Below are 20,590 nucleotides of genomic sequence, written 5' to 3'. Positions count from 1 at the left end.
GTAAAAGATTAAAGACTACGCAAAATGGCACGTACAGGGCTGGCGTCGGCTTCAATTAGCTTCAATGGAAGAGCAATTAGCTCGTAGTCACCAGCATCAACCTCGGTTAAGACCAGGTTTTCAAGTACGCGCATATCGTAATGCAAAATACGCTGATGGCTTTCAAGTTGTTTGCTGGTTGCGGGGTCAATGCTAGGCGTATCAATGCCAATTAACTGCACACCCGAGGCATGCAACAGATCAATGGTCTCGGGGGCATAAGCAGCGAACTGGTCTTGCCAATGCATGGGCGGAGCGGTTGCATAAGTACGGACAAGAACCCGCGGGGGTATATCAAAGAGGGCATGTTCGATGTCTTGGGGGCGAATTAAGTCTGTACAACCCAATACATGAATGACTCGGCACGGCCCTAGAAAAGGTTCAAGCCCCATTTCCCCTGCGCTGGCTTGGTTGGCTGCATAGTGCAGAGGCGCATCGGCATGAGCACCTACATGGGGTGACATACTAAGGCTGCTGACATTGACTGGGCATTGCTCGTTTAAAGTCCATGTCCATTGCTGGCTATAAGGGGTGTCACCGGGGAAAACAGGGCTGTGGTGACTAATAGGGGGGGAAATATCCCAAAGCGTTTGGCTCATAATTAGACTCCTGGATTTAGGTCACTGCATTTTTTTCTAAGGATGTGTCGTAACGTTGATGATCCAGTATGTCTTTTAGAGTCGCCACCGCACGCCATACATCAGAAAACGACGTATAAAGAGGAGTAAACCCAAAACGCATAATATGCGGTTCGCGGTAATCGCCAATCACCCCCCGTTCTATTAGTGCTTGGATGACGGCATAACCATGAGGGTGTGCAATACTGACTTGGCTGCCTCGCTGGGCATGAGCGCGTGGGGTTTCCAACTGCAGTGGGTGTGCAGGGCATTGCTCTTCGATAAGCTGAATAAAGAGATCGGTAAGAGCAAGCGATTTAGCACGGATTTTTTCCATAGTGGTTTGCTTAAATATCGCTAGGCCTGCAGAGACTAAGGATAAGGAAATAATGGGTTGAGTACCGCATAAGGCCGCACGAATATCGCCAGCCCCCTGAAAACGGGTTTGCATTTCAAAGGGTGACTGATGTGCCCACCAACCTGTTAAGGGCTGGGTAAAATGGGCTTGGTGTTTTTCAGGCACCCAAATAAAAGCGGGAGCCCCTGGGCCACCGTTCAAATATTTATACGTACAACCCACAGCAAAATCTGCATTAGCAGCATGTAAGTCAACCGGCACCGCCCCAACAGAATGACAGAGGTCCCAGATAATAAGGGCACCCTGTTGATGTGCGTGAGCAGTGATGCTAGCCATATCAAGCATATAACCGGTTCGGTAGTTAACGTGCGTTAACAAAACCAAAGCTACGTTTTGGTCAATAGCAGTGTTGAGTTGATCGGGATGATCTACCAAACGTAGCTCGTAACCATCATTCAGGAAATGCTTTAAGCCTTCGAGTATGTAAATATCTGTTGGGAAGTTACTGCGTTCGGTGACAATAACACGACGCTGTGCGCTGACATCTTGTGAGCGTTGGTGATGTAAAGCTGCGGCAGCGGCTTTAAATAAATTTACCGAGGTGGAGTCTGTAACCGCCACTTCGTTGGGCTTGGCACCAATTAACGGGGCCAGCTCGTTTCCAATGCTTAAAGGGCGGTTAAACCAACCGGCTTTATTCCAGCTTTGGATAAGATCATGGCCCCATTCGTGACGAATAATATGCTGGGCTTGTTCCAGCGCGGCACGAGGCTGCGCGCCAAGCGAGTTGCCATCAAGATAAATCGTATTAGGAGGTAATGCGAATAGGTTACGCAAGGGAGCCAGCTCATCACTTTGATCTAGCTTTGTGCAATATGCTTCAGTAATCATAAAAGCCTTAGAAAAAATACATGCTTGTAAAGTATATATTTATTATCTAAAGCTTTAGGGGGAATGGCTATTGCTGTTTATGCGTAGAGTTAACGCCCTTGAGGTTGCTGTGCTTGTTCTAAATAAAAGCCGATGCGCCAAATATGATGCGCGTTGCGCTCTAGCCAACGGTAATTATCCGTTTCCAATAAAATGGCGCGATTTGATGCGGTTTGCCCAGGAGCTTGTAGTAGGCTGGTACGGGCTTCGTTAGAGATATCTTTAAGACTTTTAGATTGGGTTTTGAGCTTTTTCACCCAGTCTTGGGGAGTTTGATGGCTTAGCCCCGACTCTAACAAACGCAATTGCTCTAAGGCCACCACAACGCCTTCTTCAAAAGCGCGTTGGTTAATTTGATGCGATTCATCAATAAAATAATATTGACGTGCCGCCAATCGAATCAGGTGGTCAATGGCGTGTAATTGAGCTACTTGAATGTGATTCAGTTTGGTGTCATCGGTGTCGACTTGAATGCGAGTCACAAAATCAAAGGTGCTTTCCAGAGCTTTGTTTTTTTGCTGTAAAAGACTCAGAGGTACAGGCCCACTGTTGCTAACTAAAGCCTGATGAATTTCCATAATTTGTTCAGTAAGCTGTACTAAGGTGCGTTGGGATGCATCCAGAGCAAGCTCAGGCATATTAAGTAAACTGCTGTCTAAGTGCGGTGTAAGATCGTCTTGTTTTTCTGGTAGCAGTCGCTCTACTAATGAGGCGAAGCGGTCAATAAAAGGGAAAAAAAGTATTGAGCCTAATAAAATAAACAGGGAGTGAAACAGAGCCAAACTGACAGCACCGGGGCTAATACTGAAATACCGTGTGACTTTATGCAGTAAATATAAATAAGCGGGTAGTAAAATAATAGCAATAAGCCCCGTGACTAAATTAAACAATACATGGGCTAGGGCTGTGCGTTTTGCAGCATTGGTAGAGCCAATGGTGACTAGAGCACTTGTAATAGTAGTGCCAATGGCGGCCCCGACAATTACCGAACCCGCTTGGTCTAAGCTGATCGCACCGGCATGCACAGCAGTCAGAGTAGTGGCAATGGCGGCGGTTGACGACTGCAGCAAGGCGGTCATAGCCAAGCCAATCAACATAATAATTAAATGGGCACCTAGGCCACCTACGGGTAAGGCAGCTAAGTCAAACTGGCCTGTTAAACCCGTCATGGCGTCTTGTAGTGTACGCAAACCTAAAAACATCACACCAAAACCTGCCATCGCCATACCCAGATCAGCAGTTCGGCCTTTAGAAAGCAGTTTGCAAATAGCACCGATTCCTATGAGCGGTAAGGTATAAAAGCTAAGGTTAACTTTTAGTGCAATACCTGAAACCACCCAACTAGCCGCTGTGTTTCCTAGGCTAGCCCCCATTACGACGCCTACCGCATGGTTAAAAGACACGAGCCCTGCACTCACAAAACCGATTAAAGTAACGGTAGTGGCGGTGGAGGACTGCATCATTGCGGTTAAAACTGCGCCAGAACTATAGGCTTTAAGAGGAGTTCCTGTAAAACGAATCAATGCTTTACGTAACGTTTGGCCTGAAAAAGCGACCAAACCACGAGAAAGCAGCATCATGCCAATTAAAAACAGGCCCACCCCCCCAAGAAAAGGGAACAGCACATCAATCATAGGTGATTCCAAAAGCGTCTACGGACGAGAAAAATAAGTGAATTGTTGCATTATTGTTGATAGTTTATTTCACATCGCTATGTATGTAGTAACATAGCGATTGTATGCCGATAATAAGTTCTACCGTCTTATTATTGGTTGCCCTGCAGTCAGGGGTTTAGTCGTGGCCTGCACCCGTAGGTCGCGACTTTTTTATTCTTAGAGGGCTACTTTAGGCGTATCGACCATTATGGCGGTAGTGCTAGTTTTAGGCAATGCACAGGCCAGCAGCGGGTTCGAGTTAGGCACTCTAGTGATTGGTGCTGGGGCAGAAGCCAATGAACGCGTAGATGAGTTTATTAAATCTCTAGGTCTCAAGGACAAACACATAACACCAAAACTGGCGGTTTTGCTGTGTTGGCTTTAAAAACAATTTGTTCTCCTCTAGATAACTTGTCAATTGAAGCAGGGGTGCGTAATCTAGGAGACAAAAATTACGAGTACAAAGAAGGTTACCCTCGGGCTGCCGTATCTGGTTTGCTGGGGCTAGCTATTGTTTTTAAAGGCTTATTATGAACCGTCGTGCTTTATTAAAAGCATTGGGTTGTTCAATGTTGCTGTCAGGGGGCTGGGTACCTTCTGTGGTAGTAGCTCAAGCATTGACGCAGCCTCATGTCACTTCCCCATTATTTCATGTTTTTGGTCAGTTACCCGAACCCGTTGAAGTTAAACGCATATTTGCGGCGCGAGCTTCGGCTGCCGTGATGTTAAATAGCGTTGCACCGGCTCAGTTGCTGGGTTGGTCTTTTCCTCTTCCAGAAACTAGCAAGCAATGGCTTTCTGAAACCAGCCGTCAGTTGCCTGTAGTAGGAAGCTTAGCAGGGCGTGGGAGTACAATTTCTTCAGAGCAATTAATGGCATTACATCCTGATGTGATTGTAGATGTAGGCGAGGTGAATGAGCATTACGCATCACTAGCTAAAGAGTTCTCTGAAAAAACAGGCATTCCCTATATTTTAATAGAAGGGCGTATTGAAGATACACCAGAGCAACTAGAAATAGTAGGGGCGTTGCTGGGGCAACAGCGTCATGGACAGCAGCTGGCTCAGGCAGCCCAAGGTGTGTTGGATTATGTCAAAGCGAAACGCGAAAGCTCTTCATTTAAAGCGCCTCGTATTTATTTAGCACATTCGGCTACAGGCTTAGAAACAGCGTCGGAACAGTCCATACACAGTGAAATAATTCGATTAGTCGGTGCTACGAATGTTGTCGAAGGCAGCGATAGTGATGGTTTGACGCAGGTGTCTATGGAGCAGGTTCTGGCCTGGAACCCCGAGCTAATACTGACCCAAGACAAACAGTTTTACCAAAACGTTTATCAAGACTCTTTGTGGCAGGATGTACCTGCTGTGCGTAATAAGCAGGTCTTATTTGTACCTAGTGTGCCCTTTGGGTGGATAGACGTGCCGCCCAGCATCAACCGTTTGCTGGGCGCGTTATGGCTTTCTGCATGGATTCACAAAGAAAATGAACATGTGCTGCTGGAAAAAATGCGTCATTTATTTGTGATGTTCTATCAAAACGACCCTGGTGCTGAAAAGTTAAAGCAACTGCTTGTGGATCCGGTTCAATTTGCTGACTAAGAAAAAGCGTGAGCCGTGGTTAACTATCTAGGTGCACGCGATGAATGCCTTCTTTTTGACCGAGTTCTTGGGCTAATTGCGACAGAGGCAAAACGCGTTGCGCTGTGCCATGTATGGTGAGCGATGTATAGCGATTTTGCCCCTCGTGCCCGAGTGTGCTGTGGGCTTTAGACACCGAGACCCCTGATTGAAGCAAGTATTGGTAAACAGGTGATTTCATGCTTTGGATGGCATGGCTTGAGCCCACGATGGTTAAGCGATATGGGGCAAGAGAATGTTTGGGGTGCGAGCTACCACTAAGGCAGCGTAAAAACTGAGCGAAACGCATAGTAGTTCCTTTGGGCAGAATACTAAAGAGCGTATCGCAACACAACACACACAAGTGGTGTGAGAAAGATTAAAAGGCGATACGCGCGGTACGAGTTTGACTGCTTTCGTCTGTAGCCACGGTTAAACCTATCTGATGAAAAAAGATAGGCATATTATACACTTAAAACATCTATAAATCGAAAAGCAGCACAATAAGCGCAGACTGTTGTGCTTAGCAAAATGCGCGAAAAGCCGCGTCGTTTAGGGCGGAAAAGGGCAAGGTGTCATTTTTCTGTTTGGTTTGATCTGCTTAAACCGTTTGTGAGTTTAAAAACAAAGAAAATCATGGCAGTTGAGTCAACCTCAGCCTGTCTAAGGTGTGTTTTGAGACCAACAAATTTATTGGTTCCTAGAGGGGAAAACGTCACATTCCTAGCCCTTGGGATAAAAACATCAACAAAGCGAGCTCTAGCGTTTACAATATCTAGCCGCTGTACTACAGCAAAGTTAGACAATAGATTTTTGGGTGTATATATTTTGACTACAAGACGAGCTAAACGTTGGAACGGTGAGCTTTCATCGTTGTCAGTAGATTATTTGAAAGAAGTGCTAGAAAAAATGCAGGCGTATGGCGTAGCAGTTCAGTTTGAGTTGCCTGGTCATGCCAAAATGCCGATTTATCAGGTTATCAACCACCGCGGTTATAAGATGGGCTTTGATGGCAAGCATTTACTGCATAGCCTCAATGAAAATGGCAATATAAGTGATCAGTTGTCCGCTGAGTTTTCTACAGAGCAAGTTCAACAGGCTATGTTGGCACCGGTGGCTGCGCCCCGTGCTCGCAAGAGTGCTGGTACACGAGCCCGTAAACAAGCCCAACCCGAGCAAATTGAAGTAGATAAATACAACTACTTCCGCGAGAATCGCGACTGGTTGCCGGATGATATTCAATACTATTCCGACGACATCAGTGCGATGATGCGTAGCGGAATGACAGCAGAACAGGCATTTGGTAGTATTTTGGATGAGCACTACGAATAAGCCAACGCAGCCTACGGGCTGCTTTTTTTACGTCTAGCCGCAGGCTATTGCGTAAATTGGGCTATGCTTTAGGCATCACAGGAGGACTTAATGCTTGAAACTGCGTTTGTTGCTGCCCGCGACCGTGCCCGCTTAATTGAAGTCGCTGGGGTTTTAATTAGCTTTGGGGTAGATGGTTTGGTGGCACAGCTGGGGCTGCATACTTTGTTACCAAGCCAAAAACAGATTGAATTAGCCCATAAAAATAAATCTGTTCCAGAGCGCTTACGCCACGCCATCGAAGCGTTAGGGCCTACCTATGTCAAACTAGGGCAAATTCTAGCAACACGCCATGATTTGCTGGGCCCCGAGTGGACCAGAGAATTAGAAAAGCTTCATAACCACGTAGCTCCAGTAGCTTGGGAGGACATCGAGCCCCAGTTAACAGAGGACTTAGGAGCTAGCCCTTACGAGCTCTTTGCGGGATTTAACCCTGAACCCATTGCTGCGGCTTCAATGGCACAAATATATAGAGCCACCCTTAAAACGGGCCAAGAGGTGGTACTAAAAGTACGCAGACCTCGGCTGCGTCCTAAAATAGAAGCAGATTTGCGCTTATTAGGTCACTTAGCAGCATTGCTTGAGCAAGCCAGTCCTGAGTGGGCTCGTTTTAAACCGGAAAGCATGGTGAGCTATTTGGCGAGTGCTATGCGAGATGAGCTGGATTTTGTACGTGAAGGCCACAATTGCGAACAGGTCGCAGCAGGTTTTGTTGGCAATCCTCATATTGTATTTCCCCGCATTTACTGGGCTTGGACCTCAGAACGTCTTTTGGTGCAGGACTTTATCGCGGGCGTAAACGTCACACGTCCAGCCGAATTAGCGCGTTATGATATTGATCCTAAAATCATTGCTCAGCGCGGCACCTTAGCTGTTTTACAAATGATATTTCAAGACGGCATTTTTCATGCTGACCCTCATCCAGGGAACCTGTTAGCTTTGCCCGATAACCAAATAGGCTTTATTGATTTTGGGTTGGTTGGTCATGTGTCGACGCGGCGTAAAACACAACTGCTTGCCATTTTTCAGGCTTTACTTGAAGGGCGTAGTGATCGAGTAACAGGCATGTTATTGGCATGGTCTGCCCAGTACGATGCTGATCCCAGTCAAATTGATTTAGCGGTAGAGCGCTTTTTGGCGCAACACAGTGTGGGTCGTTTACGCATTAGCCAAGCGTTAATGGATTTTATGGCCTTAGCCCGAGAGCAGAAAATTACATTACCCGCTGATTTAAGTTTATTGTTTAAAACTTTTATTACGGCTGATGGTGTGCTCACTCAGGTGGATCCACAATTAGATGTGGTTCGTTTGGCTGAACCCATGGTTCGAGAACAAGTTCAAGCGTATTACTCAGTGGGTGCCGTTAAAGAGCGCGCTATGCATGTGACCGCCGAGCTGTACGAACTCAGCGATGAAATTCCCAATGCTGTGCGTTTGATTTTGCATCGCTTGCGCCATGGACGGGTAGGTGTAGACATGGAGCTGCGGCAATTAGATCGACTTGTGCAGATCTTTGAGCTATCGGCTATTCGTCTCTGTGTGGCATCAGTGACAGCGGCTTTTGTGCTGGGATTAGCGCCCCGCTTATTTGAGTACGGGCCTACGGTATTAGGTATTCCGTTATTTGCTTGGTTTGGTCTAGTGGCTACGGTAGCGGGTTGTGTGTTGTTGGCGTTTTGGTTATTTAAACCCAAGTAAACCTAGGCCAAACCACGATCTCGTGCAATTTGCTTGCGCTCTTCACTCAGAATGAAGTTTCGGATGCGGATGAGCTGTGTGGCCTCGGTGTTGCTAAAAGCGCAACCCACCAAAGGTAGTTTTTTGCCAGCATAAAGAATTTGGTTTTGGCTGCGAATCAGATGTAAATTCACTTTGGCCCGCCCAATCTGAGGTAGATGTAATTCACACCCTTCTAAGGTGGAGTGAACGAGCTGGGTCAGTCGCTCGTCAGGATCAATAAGTGCTACCCCGCTTGCGCTGATGTCATAAACATCAAACAGATGACTTTGATCGTCTAGATAAATAGTGCATTGGGCTGCGCTCTCGAAGGTAGGGCGAACCCTAAAATTTTCTCGACGCTGAATACGGTATAAAAAAGCGGGCAAAGGGCCGGCTAAGGCGGGGCGGTCTTCGAATACAGTGCTATACAGAGCGGAGACTTGGAACTTAATGCTTACGCTATCAAGGAGCGCATCAAAAAAAGCTGTTTCGCTAGCGACTAACTGGGCGTTAATTGTTTGCTGAGCGGCGCTATCAATAATAATGGTGTCGTTAGTGAAGTCTAAATCGATTAAAGTAGTAATGACGGCGTGTTGGGGATTGCCGCTATGCATACGCAAGAGTACCCCTTGGTCAAGGAGCTGTCGCAAAATCTTATCGACCTCGGGCAAGGAGTCGATACGATAAGGATCGTAGCTAGTAGGATCTAGGTTTTGCGACATAGCGGAATGGAATTGAAAAATAAAGTAACAAATTTATTTTTAATTTTACCTTGTTTAGATAAGCGTGCCTATCTTTTACACTAGGGCAAACGCCTAAGTATTATTTTTAACATTTTTTACAAGAGCCTCGAATGAGTTTTTTAAATTCTATGCTATCCATGGCAGCCTCTTTAGGGGGCGATCAAAAAAAACAAGATCAAGCCAGTCTATTAACAGCACTATTACAAGTCACTAATCAGCATCCTGGTGGTCTACCCGCGCTGTTTGAGCAATTCAAACAAGGAGGCTTAGAAACGGTATTGAAATCATGGATGAATCAACAGGCTGAGCCCATGGCTGTGCAGCCCAAGCAGTTAGAGCATGCGATGGGTGCATCACTCATTAACGATTTAGCTGTTAAAAGTGGATTAAATCAACAGCTAGTTGTGCAGTATTTGGTGCAATTATTACCCTTATTAATTAATACGTTAGCTAAAAAGGGCATTATTTCAGAAACGAATATTCCTGAAAAACTAGACACTAATTCGTTAATAACAACTGTACTAGGCTTATTAACAAAAAAATAAAAAATAGCGCTGGTTTATTCATGAATTGCCCCCCAGCCAATTAGGTATACAGCTAGTTGGCTGGGGGGTTAGGGTTAAAGAGGCTTTTTTAATTAGGATTGACTGGCTTGTAGGGCTTGTTCAATATCAGCCAAAATATCATCAATATGTTCGATACCAATCGATAGGCGCACCATGTCTAGGCTGACACCTGCTTTTTCTAGCTCTTGCTCATTGAGCTGACGATGGGTAGTGGTGGCTGGATGACAAGCCAAAGATTTGGTGTCTCCTATATTTACCAAACGCAAAATAAGCTGTAGTGCGTCAATAAATTTTGCCCCTGCTTCGAGCCCGCCTTTAATACCAAAGCTTAAAATAGCAGCTGGCTTACCATCGAAATAGGTTTTAGCTAGTTCGTGGTCGGCATGAGAGCTTAGACCCGCATATTGGACCCAATTTACACTGGGGTGTTTTTCCAAGTATTCGGCCACTTTCAGGGCGTTTTCGGTATGGCGCTCCATCCGTAAAGCGAGTGTTTCTATGCCTTGTAGAATTTGGAATGCATTAAAGGGTGATAGTGCTGCCCCTGTGTTACGTAATGGTGCTACACGACAACGCCCAATAAACGCAGCTGGACCAAAGGCTTCGGTGTAGACTACGCCGTGATAGGATGGGTCGGGCTCATTGAGAATAGGGAAACGCTGTTTATGTTTGACCCAATCAAACTTGCCAGAGTCCACCACTGCGCCTGCAATAGTAGTACCATGACCGCCCATGTATTTGGTTAGTGAGTGCACCACAATGGCTGCACCATGCTCGAAGGGACGACATAAAGCAGGCGAGGCGACGGTATTGTCTACAATAACAGGCACACCATGACGCTCCGCTGCAGCGCATAAGGCTTTAAGGTCAATAATATTGCCAGAGGGGTTACCAATCGTTTCGCAGAAAACGGCTCGTGTTTTATCGTCAATCAAGGCTTCTAAAGCAGCTATATCATCATGGGGTGCAAATTTCACCTCAATGCCTTGACGCGGCAAGGAGTGAGCAAATAGGTTATAGGTACCCCCATAAAGCTTACTTACCGAAACAATGTTGTCACCAGCTTGTGCAATGGTTTGGATAGCATAAGTGATTGCCGCCATTCCAGAGGCGACGGCTAAAGCGGCGACCCCACCCTCTAGAGCGGCAACACGCTCTTCGAGTACCGCATTGGTTGGGTTCATAATTCGCGTGTATATGTTGCCAGGCACTTTAAGATCAAACAGATCAGCGCCATGCTGAGTGTTGTCGAACGCATAGGAAGTGGTCTGATAAATAGGTACGGCTACCGCCTTTGTGGTCGGATCAGGCTGATAGCCAGCATGAACGGCTAAAGTTTCAAATTTCATGGCAATAGTAAGAGTAGAGATTGAAAAGTATGCACATTGAAGGTTTAAATACTGCAGAGCAATATAAACTATGAATGTGCATTTTTAGTTATATGTAAATGGAGCAAGTGCTGCTGCTCTTTTACTTGTTCACCTAAGCATCTAAGATGCTTATATAGTAGCTGTTTTAGGATTTGATACCTAGATGAAAAAATGGTTTAAACGAGGGTTATTCACTTTAGTGGTCTTTGTAATCGTTGCGCTGGTAGGTGCAGCGGTTTTTTTACTAACATTTGACCCAAATGCGTATAAAAATAAAGTTGAGCAGCTTGTCTACGAGCGTTACCAACGTCATCTAACCATTGAAGGGGATATCGAGCTTTCTTTATTTCCTCGTATTGGCCTTGCTGTAGAGCACGTGTCTTTATCAGATCACATGAGTGAGTCAACCTTTGCCTCTGTAGACAGTGCCCGCTTTGCCATTGCCGTATGGCCGCTGTTGTGGAATCGCTTGGTAGTCGATCATGTGGCAGTTAGCGGGTTTAAGGTTTGGTTGCAACAGGATGAGGCGGGTAAGTTTAATTTTTCAGACTTACTGCAAAAGCCCGCTGCTCCGCGTCAAGAAACCAGTGCAACCCTAAGCCCTATCCCTACTGCTCAAGCAAAAACCTCTTCATTAGTTCCAGATGCGGCTCAGGCCGAGTTTCAAATTGATATTGCTGGTTTGGACCTAAAAGAGGGCGAAATTCATTTCTATGATCAACAGACCACTACCCAAATGCGGGTGGTAGACCTAGAGCTCAATACCGGTCGTATGACCTTTGCACAGCCATTTGATGTGATTTTTAAAGGTAATCTTCAGGGTGAACAGCCCATTGCCCAAGCTACGCTCGAAGGTCAAGCCCTAGTGCAGCTTGAGCCACACTTGCATCGCTACAGTGCACAAAAAATAAATATGAATTTAGTGGGCAAAGTGGGTTCTTATATGGCACAAAGTGCCACGCTACGTGGTGCTCTAGAGGTCTTAACTCATACCGAGGATTTACGGGCGCGTCAGCTCGAGTTAGTGACACAGGGCAAATGGCAAGATCAAACACTAGATCTAGAAAGAGTCCAAGTTAATTTAACTGCGGCTCAACTTAACTTAAAGCGTAATTTACAACAGCTGCACACACAAAAAATGCAGTTACGTGCCTCTGCTTTTCTGCCAGTGCCCCAAGGTGCGGCGGATCACAAGCTAGAACTGGCGCTTGATGCCCCTAAAATTAATTTAGACAGTGACCAAGTTAGCGCAGACCCTATTGCTTTTTCTTTTAAGCAAAACCAAGGCCAGCAAATGTTTGGCGCTAACGTCCGCAGCAAACAGCTAGAAGGCAGCATAGATCAACTTACAGCACAAGAGTTGCAGGTGGATATAGCAGGTAAAGACAGCCAGCGCGCATGGAAACTCGGGATACTCAGTTCAGCCACTTGGGCACAACAGGCTAAAACGCTAATGTGGTCAGATATGGTGGCTAACCTAGTATTAGAGGATGAAAGCTTGAATCCAAACCCCGCTCAAGCCAAGTTAACTGGGGGCGGGTCATGGGCTCTACCAGAGCAACACATTGCATTTGAAGGCCAATGGCAAAGTGCTAATACTCAGGCCGCCTTGCAGTCTACTTTAACTCATGATGAGCAGTGGCTATTGCAGCTTGGGGTCAAAGCGAGTGAGCTGGACTTTAATCCATGGCTGCATCAAGCCGATGCAGCTCTTAAACGCTCGAGCACACAGGAAAAATCCTCTTCTGATGCCAAAATGCTACCTCGTTATCTTGATTGGGCCGGCTTACATACAAAGCTGAACCTACAAGCCGATGTTTTACGCTATAGAAAAGTGCAGGCCGAAAACGTCGAAATGCAACTTGAACAACGTGATAGAAGCTTGTATTTGCAGCCCTCTACTGCACAGATTTGGGGTGGGGCGGCACAGGCCGAGGCGAGCTGGCGTCATAGCGATGGGTATGCTGAGCTTCGTGCTGTAGTCAAAGACATGGATCTTGCCGCTTTTACCGAGCAATTAGGTGGGCATTTACGCTTAGCTGGCCAAGGAGAGCTTCAGGCAGATTTAAGTACTCATGGCTTCACCCCTCTAGCGCGACGTGCTTATTTAGATGGTACAGCTATGCTTAAAGCGGGTACAGGACAGCTAATAGGCTGGAGCGCATGGCAAACCCTAGAGCAATCACACGATGCAGTACGCAATGTTTTCAGTGGTCAAGTTGTGCAGCCCAATGAGCACACCGATGCTCAATCTCGCACCCCTTTCAACGCGTTGCAGTTAGCGTTAGAGTGGCAACAAGGCCAAGCTCTAATTAAAGAGGGGCAGCTTAGTGCGGAGGGTTTAACATTGAAAACCCAGTCACCTTCATATTTCGATACGGTGAATCAACAGTTCGATATGGATGTGCAATTACAGCTAGAGCCTAAAAAATTACCTGAAGACAGACAAAACTTACAAGAGCTTAGCTCTCATCCGTTTTACGTTCGGCTTGGTGGGGCATGGGGCCAGCCTCTAGTGCGAGTCCAGTGGTCGCGCTTAGAGCAGCCTTCTGTTGTTGAAGCCATCGACAATGGCTTACTTAGTTTATTAGGTCGTCCCGATTTGAACGGTATGCCTCTTGGCTTGAAAGAAACGGCACCCACCCCAGAGCTCAAAACGTTAGGTGATACCTTAAAAAGCTTATTAAAAAACTAAAGGAAAAAAGATGGTGAGTCCTATTTTATTTGGACCAACGATGTCGCTAGACCCTTGTTATGCCAATCAATGGTTTTTAACCGATGAACAAGCAAATATGCTCACAGCCTCGGATTGCGCAGCTTTAGCCAATATAGAGCTGCATACCAAGCTAGGCCAGTTGCAAGTGCGTGCTGCTGGCATGTTACGGCTAGAGTTAATGTTGGATGTGATTGAGGACGACGATAGTGTCAGAACGCAGGCTATAACGCCAGAGGGAAACACAATAGCTGCTATTGATGAGGGTCAGCTAGCTGCAACCTGGTTTAGTCATGTGCTAGGACGGCCCTGTCTTTTATTGAAAAAAGACCCGGGCCACCCAGAGGGTACAGACTTAGCTTGAGGTGCCAGTCAGGCGCTCGTATTTAACCAAAAGTTGCTCTTGGCTTTCTTGGTGATCGGGGTGGACTTCAATGCACTCTACGGGGCAAAATACAATACACTGTGGCTCGTCGTGGTGACCTACACATTCAGTACAAAGATCAGGGTTAATTTCATAGATCTCTGCCCCCATGTATATAGCGGTATTAGGACACTGCGGCTCGCACACATCGCAGTTAATGCATTCTTCAGTAATAAATAAGGCCATGATAATAAACGCTTAAAGCCTAAAAGGGATACATCTCAGTGTAAACCCTTTTAGGCATAAAAGCGAAATTAGCCTTTGTTTTTACGATATTCAGCCGACTTGGTAACCAGCCAGCGCTCGACGGAGGGGAAAACGAACTTGCTCACATCACCCCCAAGCAAGGCGATCTCGCGTACAAAAGTGCCAGAAATAAACTGGTATTGCTCGGAGGGAGTCATAAACAAGGTTTCGACCTCTGGCAATAAATTGCGATTCATACCCGCCATTTGGAACTCGTATTCAAAGTCAGAAACAGCACGTAAGCCACGTACAATTACACGGGCATTTTGCTCACGTACAAAATCTTTCAATAAGCCACCAAAGCTTTTGACTTCTACATTAGAGTAATGGCTAAGCACCTCTTGGGCGATTTCCACTCGTTCTTCTACAGAGAAAAAAGGGTGCTTGTTTGGGCTATGTGCCACGGCGACCACTAGGTGGTCGAATAGGTTCGCAGCGCGGCGAACTAAGTCTTCATGACCTCGTGTCAGTGGATCGAATGTCCCGGGGTAAACAGCAGTAATCATAATAAATTCAAAGAGAGAGTTGAGTTGTCGTCTTGTTGTTATTAAAGAGGGTGTCACAGAATGGGGAGGGTATTGTCCGCATTATTGTCTGTTTTTGTATTCACAGCAAACTCTAAGAGTTGAAAGTGAACATGTCCTGCCTTTTGTTGGCGTAAACTGCTAAAGTTTGGTGGGAAGTGAATTGGGCTTTCGCTTTCTACATAGATTAAAGCATCTGCTTGTAAAATAGTAGGAAGATGTGACCAAATAGCTCCTAACCAATCTTGATGAAAAGGTGGGTCTAAAAAAACCAAGTCGTAGGGCTTGTCTGCACGCTCTAGTACATGCATAGCATCCCCTTGGTGAATGCGAACTTGATGAGCGTGTAACTTATTACGCAAAGCACGTAAGGCAGCAACAGCGATGGGGTTTTTTTCAACCATTTGTACAAACTCTACACCATGCGAGGCAGCTTCAAAGCCCAAGGCTCCAGTTCCTGCAAACAGGTCGAGCACACGTTTTGAACTAAAGTCATCGCCCCAAAAGTAGCGCAACCAATTAAATAAAGTTTCGCGTACGCGATCGGGTGTAGGGCGCAAGCTGAGAGCATCGACTACAGGGATAGGCGTGCGGCGATATTGACCGCCCACGATGCGAATAGTATTTTTTTTCATGCCAATAAGCGCGTGATCCAACAAATTAGGTTTAGTGTAAAGCCATGTTTAGTTTTTTTAAAAGACGCAAAGCGAAAAAAGAGCAAGAACAACAAGAACGCGAACTACGCGAACAGGATGTTGCCCCAACAGAAACGGCGGACCCTGAGGCGGTATCAATTGAACCCGTTTCGTCTCCTGTACCTCCTGTAGTGCCGGCAGTTACTCCGGTCGTCACACCCCACGAGACAGACAAAGACGAGCAGTACGTAGAGCCCACCCCTGCTGCGCCCGAGGCCGAGCCTACTCCTATGCCGCCTAAACAGCGTCTACTTGAAACGGCAGATCTCACCCTCACCGACTCTATTTTTATTGAGAAAAAACGTGAGTCAGCAGAGGATGTGGTAGAAGCACAACCCATTTCAGAAATTGGTGTTAAGCCGGCAGAAATAAATTTAACCTCGTTGCCAGAGCCAGAGCCAGAGCCAGAGCCAGAGCCAGAGCCAGAGCCAGAGCCAGAGCCAGAACCTGTCTCTATGGCGGCCTCAACTCAAGAAAAACCCACCAAAGGGTCGTGGTTATCGCGCCTGCGCCAAGGTCTATCGCGTACTGGGCAAAGCCTAACCACTTTGTTTGTAGGCGTTAAGGTCGACGAAGATCTTTTTGAAGAGTTGGAAACCGCCCTTATTATGGCGGATGCTGGGGTAGAAGCAACCGATTCCTTATTAACAGAGCTACGCGCTCGCGTTCGCAAAGAAAAAATTACCGAGGCGGCTGAAGTCAAAACTGCATTGCGTGAGGCCTTAACACAGCATTTAAAACCCCTTGAGAAAGCGTTTCCATTAAAAGCAGCTCAACCCCTAGTTGTAATGATTGCTGGTGTAAACGGGGCCGGTAAAACCACATCTATAGGTAAACTAGCCTATACCTTTCAGCAGCAACAGGCCAGTGTGTTATTAGCAGCGGGCGATACCTTCCGCGCTGCAGCCCGAGAGCAGTTGGTCGAATGGGGCAATCGCAATAATGTGCAAGTCATTGCCCAAGAAGGCGGCAACCCAGGTGCAGTGGCTTTTAATGCCGTGGCAGCGGGTAAGTCCCGAGGCGCAGATATAGTGATGGTTGATACAGCGGGTCGCTTGCCTACGCAGTTGCATCTCATGGAAGAGCTGAAAAAAGTAAAGCGCGCTATTACTAAGGCTGATGCTGCTGCTCCACATGAGTGTTTATTGGTTATTGACGGCAATACTGGGCAAAATGCCTTGGCTCAAATCAAAGCGTTTGATGCTGCCGTAGGCTTGACCGGTTTAGTGGTTACTAAGCTTGACGGTACAGCCAAAGGCGGGATTCTTGCTGCGGTGGCTGCTGGCAGCAATGGCGTGCGCCCTATACCTGTCTATTGGATTGGGGTGGGCGAGGGCATGCATGATTTACAGCCCTTTGTAGCCAGTGAGTTTGCTGGTGCTTTACTAGGCGATTAGTTTTAATGACACAGAATAAGACGTTGGGCTCGTAATGAGTCCAGCGTTTTTTTGCATTTAATCTCGTGCTTGTTTATTTTTTGTTGAAGCCAATCCAAGGCAAATTGCTTTTGTTTGGTGGTGGCGGCTTGATCGGTATACCAATCTTGGGCTACGTAGGCATCACAGAGCCCCCCTAAATGATCTTGAGCCTTGGCTAAAAATACATATAGTTTAGTGGTTTCGTCATAGCCTAATGCCTCTAGGTTGTAGCGCAAGCGTTTGATTTGGTTTCGTAAGTTGTGTCTATCCACAGGGTCTAGGGTTTCAAACTGTGTACACAGAGCTTGGATACTAGTCCAGCTTTGCTCTAAACGTTGTCTTAGACGAGCATTATTTTCTAATTGAGTCGCGTTTTTTTTCAGGCCTTGTCCCAAAACAAGACATTTCAAATTATCTAATAACAACAATTGGAAGGCGGGACGTGCGGCCAGTACGCGTGGGCTGCGTTTAGCTCGCTTAGGAGGCGCTAGTTTTTGTGCAGCAGGTAAGCCCGCAGCGATAATTTTTGGCTGTAATTCAAACCACAGCATGTCTTTGTCGCGCCAATGTCCAAATTTGCGATAGTGTTTAAGCAGTAATTTGGCATGTTTTTTTTCTGATTTACGTAACCAGGGTTTGAAAAGCTGACGGCATGAGCGCAAACGACGCATACCTACACGCATCAACGTCAGGTAATCCGCTTGAAGTGATTCGGAAGCTTGAATTTCGTCTACCCCAGCTAAAAAGGCGGCATTACGAATAATTTGTGTTAAAAAACGCTGACTGGATTGATGGTAAAGTGGGCCCAGTGCAATAGTAGAGACAGCAGGAGCTTGGCCTAAACGATAAGGCTGCCCAGCAATAGCAAGTGCCGCAGCAGCGCCGTTTAAGGGGGGGCTATCTGCAGAGGTGTTTTCATAGAGCGCGTCCCCGCGCTCAGATTTAGAGCGTAGTTCTATTATTAATGGAAGCTCAGCTAACCATTGGGCTCCTAGCTGAAAAATGGCTTCCATATTACCGGATTTAAGCTCAAACTCTACTTCGCTGATGGGCAAGGTGTGGTTTTTGGCCTGAATATGCCCAATGTCCCAGGCAATTTCAATGTCAGAGCCCTGATGGTTCAGTACAGCCGTCGTACGTAAAACCTCTGTTTGATAGCGTGTTTCTAAAGGTGTATTGAGTGTGGTGAATACGGTCTCTGCTACTGTTCCCTGATATAGATTTAAATCTAAGATCGGTTCAGGGCGAGGGTGGTTTAGCTCAATCACACTTAGCTCGTCTTGAGCTCGAAGTTTTAAAGTTTGCACCCATTGGTCACCCTCAAGCCGCAGACGCAGCGCGACTTGCTGGCGTGCCAAATCGCGTTCAGCCGTATCGAAATAATGCGCTGCCAAGCGCTGAGGTGGTTGATTTTTTATCAACGCCATCAATTGATTCACCGCAGCGTGCTGTGCTGTGGGGACATAGAGTTTAAGTTCGCGTTCTAGCACGGTAGTAATAATTAAGTAGGACTATAGCCTAAAGCTGAAGAAATTTTATGAGCACAAGCGGTAATGGCTTGGGCAATAGGACCGTTCAAGCTGACATCAAATACCGCAGAGGGGCCGATGCTTGTTAGGGCAAGCACAATATTACCGGAATGATCGAACACAGGTACAGAAATGGCATCAATACCAGGTAATGGGTTGCCAAGGGCTTGGGCTGCGCCTTGAGTACGGATTTCACTCAGTAATGTTTGAAAGTCGGGCTCTTGAAAATCGAGGTGAGTACTACGTAAAACCGCCGTATCAGCAAACTCACGATCTAAATAGTGCTGGGCTACTTTGGGAGCTAGCCATGCGGCAAACACATGGCCGGTGGCGGTATAGCGCATTGACATCACCGTGCCGGCGCGCATATTTACGTGTACGGGATAACTGGCCTCGCATAAATGCACAATAGTAGGTCCATGTGACCCAAGGACTGCGGTGGCTAAGGTATGACCTATTTCTGCCGCTGTTTCGGTCACAATAGGATGCGCTGTACGTAGTGGGGTTGAGTGTTGCAGACTAACCAAACCCATTTGCATAGCGAAAGGCCCTAGTTCATAGTGACCACTAATGGCATCCTGACGCACCAGCCCTACATTGATAAAGCTTACCAAATAGGGGTGTGCTTTGGCTGAGGTCATTTCAGCGGCAGCAGCAAGCTCGCCCAAAGGCAAGGGATGAGCAGCTTGTACTAAGGCAGCTAAAAGACGATGACCGGTTTCAACGGACTGGATGCGACGTCGTCCAGCATCGGCAAGAAGGGGGGCGGTGGTCATAAAAAGAGACTTTGTTAAAGGCGATAAAAAATTAGTGGAGTATTTACTGTAGAAATTGTACCTAATTGCGTAGCAGAGGCTAAAATAGACCTAAATTAATCTGGCAGGGCAATTATGAATCAGCAAACAAACACGACGCACAGCGACGGATACGACATTTCTCCTATTACTGATATTGTGGCCGAGCTTCGCGCTGGGCGTATGGTCATTCTAGTTGATGAGGAAGACCGCGAAAACGAGGGCGATTTAATCATGGCGGCCGAGTTCGTCACGCCCGAAGCCATTAACTTCATGGTCACGCATGGTCGTGGTTTAGTTTGTCTGACTCTGACCGAAGAGCGTTGCCAACAATTAGACTTACCATTAATGGCAGTACGCAACGGCACTCGTTTTGGAACCAACTTTACGGTCTCTATCGAGGCCGCCGAAGGGGTAGAAACCGGTATCTCTGCTGCAGATCGCGCTAAAACCGTGCGTGCTGCCGTAGCTCGCGATGCGCGTCCTTCGGATTTAGTTCAGCCTGGGCATATTTTCCCTCTTAAAGCGGCTAATGGTGGGGTACTGGTGCGTGCAGGCCACACCGAAGCCGGCTGTGATCTAACTCGCCTAGCGGGTTTAACGCCTGCTGCAGTCATTTGTGAGATCTTAAACGCCGACGGAACCATGGCGCGTTTACCACAGTTAATTGAATTTGCTCGGCAACATAACCTAAAAATCGGTACTATTGCCGATCTTATTCAATATCGTAGTGCTCATGAGTCAATGGTCGAGCGTTTGTTTGAACGAGACATGACAACACCATGGGGACGTTTTCGTGCTATTGGTTATAAAGACCTAGCTTCGGGTGCGCCGCATCTAGCTTTAGTGCATGGTGAGATCAACCCAGATGTAGAAACTTTAGTTCGTGTGCACGAGCCTACCACTGTGTTGGATTTGCTTTGTGCCGATAGCGATGATCATAGCTGGAGCATTCCTGATGCGTTAGCCACCATTTCAAAAGCCGATTCAGGTGTGGTGGTAATGTTAAACTGTCAGGGTGCGGAAGATAAAATTTTCGAACAATTTACGTTACGCAGCCCAGAACAAACAGAAGCGCCTGCGCGCTCTTCCGAACATCGTTATGACTTGCGCACTTACGGTATTGGTGCACAGATATTGCGCGATCTAGACGTGGGTCAAGCCCGTCTGCTAGCTCGCCCTCGTAAAATGCCAAGTATGACCGGTTTTGCCCTTACCGTAACGGGCTATTTGACCGAACCCACCGCTTAATTTTGTTTG

At 46.8% G+C, this 20,590-nt stretch carries 20 protein-coding genes; 9 read left to right on the top strand and 11 right to left on the bottom strand.

Annotation, left to right across the window (positions count from 1 at the left end):
* Positions 1 to 8: 8 nt before the first annotated feature.
* The 3 genes from kynB to ACBP46_RS12475 all read right to left on the bottom strand — a co-directional run bounded on the left by kynB (position 9) and on the right by ACBP46_RS12475 (position 3,578).
* Positions 9 to 638: an arylformamidase gene (kynB, locus tag ACBP46_RS12485; RefSeq protein WP_371017047.1), complete on the bottom strand. Its 630-nt coding sequence runs from the start codon at positions 636 to 638 to the stop codon at positions 9 to 11.
* Between the two features lie 16 nt (positions 639 to 654).
* Complete coding sequence (gene kynU, locus ACBP46_RS12480; protein WP_371017046.1) at positions 655 to 1,905, bottom strand: kynureninase; 1,251 nt, start codon at positions 1,903 to 1,905, stop codon at positions 655 to 657.
* A gap of 89 nt (positions 1,906 to 1,994) precedes the next feature.
* Positions 1,995 to 3,578, bottom strand: coding sequence for a Na/Pi cotransporter family protein (locus ACBP46_RS12475; protein ID WP_371017045.1), 1,584 nt, complete (start codon positions 3,576 to 3,578; stop codon positions 1,995 to 1,997).
* A gap of 229 nt (positions 3,579 to 3,807) precedes the next feature.
* Between ACBP46_RS12475 and ACBP46_RS12470 the strand changes: the two genes are divergently transcribed.
* Both ACBP46_RS12470 and ACBP46_RS12465 read left to right on the top strand, forming a co-directional pair.
* Positions 3,808 to 3,984, top strand: coding sequence for a hypothetical protein (locus ACBP46_RS12470; protein WP_371017044.1), 177 nt, complete (start codon positions 3,808 to 3,810; stop codon positions 3,982 to 3,984).
* Positions 3,985 to 4,129: 145 nt separating this feature from the next.
* Entirely contained in the window at positions 4,130 to 5,200 is a 1,071-nt protein-coding gene (locus ACBP46_RS12465) for an ABC transporter substrate-binding protein (RefSeq protein WP_371017043.1), read from the top strand.
* A 19-nt stretch (positions 5,201 to 5,219) separates the two neighbouring features.
* On the opposite strand, the gene ACBP46_RS12460 is transcribed toward ACBP46_RS12465, so the two are convergent.
* Positions 5,220 to 5,528: a hypothetical protein gene (locus tag ACBP46_RS12460; RefSeq protein ID WP_371017042.1), complete on the bottom strand. Its 309-nt coding sequence runs from the start codon at positions 5,526 to 5,528 to the stop codon at positions 5,220 to 5,222.
* Positions 5,529 to 6,046: 518 nt separating this feature from the next.
* Between ACBP46_RS12460 and ACBP46_RS12455 the strand changes: the two genes are divergently transcribed.
* Together ACBP46_RS12455 and ACBP46_RS12450 are read left to right on the top strand one after the other, a co-directional pair.
* On the top strand, positions 6,047 to 6,550 hold the full coding sequence (locus tag ACBP46_RS12455; RefSeq protein WP_371017041.1) for a hypothetical protein: 504 nt from the start codon (positions 6,047 to 6,049) through the stop codon (positions 6,548 to 6,550).
* Between the two features lie 90 nt (positions 6,551 to 6,640).
* Positions 6,641 to 8,287, top strand: a complete 1,647-nt coding sequence (locus ACBP46_RS12450) for an ABC1 kinase family protein (RefSeq protein WP_371017040.1) — start codon at positions 6,641 to 6,643, stop codon at positions 8,285 to 8,287.
* A 2-nt stretch (positions 8,288 to 8,289) separates the two neighbouring features.
* On the opposite strand, the gene ACBP46_RS12445 is transcribed toward ACBP46_RS12450, so the two are convergent.
* A complete protein-coding gene (locus ACBP46_RS12445; protein WP_371017039.1) occupies positions 8,290 to 9,030 on the bottom strand; it encodes a flagellar brake protein in 741 nt (246 codons plus the stop codon).
* Positions 9,031 to 9,161: 131 nt separating this feature from the next.
* On the opposite strand from ACBP46_RS12445, the gene ACBP46_RS12440 reads away from it, so the two are divergent.
* Positions 9,162 to 9,596 (top strand): YidB family protein, encoded by a 435-nt coding sequence (locus ACBP46_RS12440; protein WP_371017038.1) that lies wholly within the window; start codon positions 9,162 to 9,164, stop codon positions 9,594 to 9,596.
* 92 nt (positions 9,597 to 9,688) lie between these two features.
* On the opposite strand, the gene ACBP46_RS12435 is transcribed toward ACBP46_RS12440, so the two are convergent.
* Entirely contained in the window at positions 9,689 to 10,966 is a 1,278-nt protein-coding gene (locus tag ACBP46_RS12435) for a bifunctional O-acetylhomoserine aminocarboxypropyltransferase/cysteine synthase (RefSeq protein ID WP_371017037.1), read from the bottom strand.
* Positions 10,967 to 11,150: 184 nt separating this feature from the next.
* On the opposite strand from ACBP46_RS12435, the gene ACBP46_RS12430 reads away from it, so the two are divergent.
* Together ACBP46_RS12430 and ACBP46_RS12425 are read left to right on the top strand one after the other, a co-directional pair.
* Entirely contained in the window at positions 11,151 to 13,682 is a 2,532-nt protein-coding gene (locus tag ACBP46_RS12430) for an AsmA family protein (protein WP_371017036.1), read from the top strand.
* Positions 13,683 to 13,692: 10 nt separating this feature from the next.
* Positions 13,693 to 14,064 (top strand): MOSC N-terminal beta barrel domain-containing protein, encoded by a 372-nt coding sequence (locus ACBP46_RS12425; RefSeq protein ID WP_371017035.1) that lies wholly within the window; start codon positions 13,693 to 13,695, stop codon positions 14,062 to 14,064.
* Here the strand turns inward: ACBP46_RS12425 and ACBP46_RS12420 are convergent.
* From ACBP46_RS12420 to rsmD, 3 genes are all read right to left on the bottom strand, one after another.
* Positions 14,056 to 14,310, bottom strand: a complete 255-nt coding sequence (locus ACBP46_RS12420; protein WP_371017034.1) for a YfhL family 4Fe-4S dicluster ferredoxin — start codon at positions 14,308 to 14,310, stop codon at positions 14,056 to 14,058. The two genes, ACBP46_RS12425 and ACBP46_RS12420, sit on opposite strands and share 9 nt — an antisense overlap.
* A 68-nt stretch (positions 14,311 to 14,378) precedes the next feature.
* Positions 14,379 to 14,876 (bottom strand): pantetheine-phosphate adenylyltransferase, encoded by a 498-nt coding sequence (gene coaD / locus ACBP46_RS12415; RefSeq protein WP_371017033.1) that lies wholly within the window; start codon positions 14,874 to 14,876, stop codon positions 14,379 to 14,381.
* Positions 14,877 to 14,929: 53 nt separating this feature from the next.
* Complete coding sequence (gene rsmD / locus ACBP46_RS12410) at positions 14,930 to 15,529, bottom strand: 16S rRNA (guanine(966)-N(2))-methyltransferase RsmD (RefSeq protein ID WP_371017032.1); 600 nt, start codon at positions 15,527 to 15,529, stop codon at positions 14,930 to 14,932.
* A 443-nt stretch (positions 15,530 to 15,972) separates the two neighbouring features.
* Between rsmD and ftsY the strand changes: the two genes are divergently transcribed.
* Positions 15,973 to 16,986, top strand: a complete 1,014-nt coding sequence (gene ftsY, locus ACBP46_RS12405; protein ID WP_371017175.1) for a signal recognition particle-docking protein FtsY — start codon at positions 15,973 to 15,975, stop codon at positions 16,984 to 16,986.
* A 2-nt stretch (positions 16,987 to 16,988) separates the two neighbouring features.
* Here ftsY and ACBP46_RS12400 read toward each other — a convergent pair whose 3' ends face one another.
* Both ACBP46_RS12400 and ACBP46_RS12395 read right to left on the bottom strand, forming a co-directional pair.
* Positions 16,989 to 18,497: a CYTH and CHAD domain-containing protein gene (locus tag ACBP46_RS12400; protein WP_371017031.1), complete on the bottom strand. Its 1,509-nt coding sequence runs from the start codon at positions 18,495 to 18,497 to the stop codon at positions 16,989 to 16,991.
* Positions 18,498 to 18,508: 11 nt separating this feature from the next.
* Positions 18,509 to 19,312 (bottom strand): IclR family transcriptional regulator, encoded by an 804-nt coding sequence (locus tag ACBP46_RS12395; protein ID WP_371017030.1) that lies wholly within the window; start codon positions 19,310 to 19,312, stop codon positions 18,509 to 18,511.
* A gap of 114 nt (positions 19,313 to 19,426) precedes the next feature.
* Here ACBP46_RS12395 and ribBA point away from each other — a divergent pair, with 114 nt between their 5' ends.
* The gene (gene ribBA, locus ACBP46_RS12390) at positions 19,427 to 20,581 is read left to right on the top strand and encodes a bifunctional 3,4-dihydroxy-2-butanone-4-phosphate synthase/GTP cyclohydrolase II (protein WP_371017029.1); all 1,155 of its coding nucleotides are present in this window, start codon (positions 19,427 to 19,429) and stop codon (positions 20,579 to 20,581) included.
* The last annotated feature ends 9 nt before the right edge of the window (positions 20,582 to 20,590 follow it).

The sequence above is a fragment of the Paenalcaligenes hominis genome, assembly GCF_041359055.1.
In the GTDB taxonomy this organism is placed as follows: domain Bacteria; phylum Pseudomonadota; class Gammaproteobacteria; order Burkholderiales; family Burkholderiaceae_B; genus Paenalcaligenes; species Paenalcaligenes hominis_A.
This window is presented reverse-complemented; position numbering and strand designations above follow the sequence as displayed.

Excerpts from the sequence above, each read along its gene's own strand:
- kynB (WP_371017047.1), bottom strand. The coding sequence starts at position 638 with ATGAGCCAAACGCTTTGGGATATTTCCCCCCCTATTAGTCACCACAGC.
- kynU (WP_371017046.1), bottom strand. The coding sequence starts at position 1,905 with ATGATTACTGAAGCATATTGCACAAAGCTAGATCAAAGTGATGAGCTG.
- ACBP46_RS12475 (WP_371017045.1), bottom strand. The coding sequence starts at position 3,578 with ATGATTGATGTGCTGTTCCCTTTTCTTGGGGGGGTGGGCCTGTTTTTA.
- ACBP46_RS12470 (WP_371017044.1), top strand. The coding sequence starts at position 3,808 with ATGGCGGTAGTGCTAGTTTTAGGCAATGCACAGGCCAGCAGCGGGTTC.
- ACBP46_RS12465 (WP_371017043.1), top strand. The coding sequence starts at position 4,130 with ATGAACCGTCGTGCTTTATTAAAAGCATTGGGTTGTTCAATGTTGCTG.
- ACBP46_RS12460 (WP_371017042.1), bottom strand. The coding sequence starts at position 5,528 with ATGCGTTTCGCTCAGTTTTTACGCTGCCTTAGTGGTAGCTCGCACCCC.
- ACBP46_RS12450 (WP_371017040.1), top strand. The coding sequence starts at position 6,641 with ATGCTTGAAACTGCGTTTGTTGCTGCCCGCGACCGTGCCCGCTTAATT.
- ACBP46_RS12445 (WP_371017039.1), bottom strand. The coding sequence starts at position 9,030 with ATGTCGCAAAACCTAGATCCTACTAGCTACGATCCTTATCGTATCGAC.
- ACBP46_RS12440 (WP_371017038.1), top strand. The coding sequence starts at position 9,162 with ATGAGTTTTTTAAATTCTATGCTATCCATGGCAGCCTCTTTAGGGGGC.
- ACBP46_RS12435 (WP_371017037.1), bottom strand. The coding sequence starts at position 10,966 with ATGAAATTTGAAACTTTAGCCGTTCATGCTGGCTATCAGCCTGATCCG.
- ACBP46_RS12430 (WP_371017036.1), top strand. The coding sequence starts at position 11,151 with ATGAAAAAATGGTTTAAACGAGGGTTATTCACTTTAGTGGTCTTTGTA.
- ACBP46_RS12425 (WP_371017035.1), top strand. The coding sequence starts at position 13,693 with ATGGTGAGTCCTATTTTATTTGGACCAACGATGTCGCTAGACCCTTGT.
- ACBP46_RS12420 (WP_371017034.1), bottom strand. The coding sequence starts at position 14,310 with ATGGCCTTATTTATTACTGAAGAATGCATTAACTGCGATGTGTGCGAG.
- coaD (WP_371017033.1), bottom strand. The coding sequence starts at position 14,876 with ATGATTACTGCTGTTTACCCCGGGACATTCGATCCACTGACACGAGGT.
- rsmD (WP_371017032.1), bottom strand. The coding sequence starts at position 15,529 with ATGAAAAAAAATACTATTCGCATCGTGGGCGGTCAATATCGCCGCACG.
- ACBP46_RS12395 (WP_371017030.1), bottom strand. The coding sequence starts at position 19,312 with ATGACCACCGCCCCCCTTCTTGCCGATGCTGGACGACGTCGCATCCAG.
- ribBA (WP_371017029.1), top strand. The coding sequence starts at position 19,427 with ATGAATCAGCAAACAAACACGACGCACAGCGACGGATACGACATTTCT.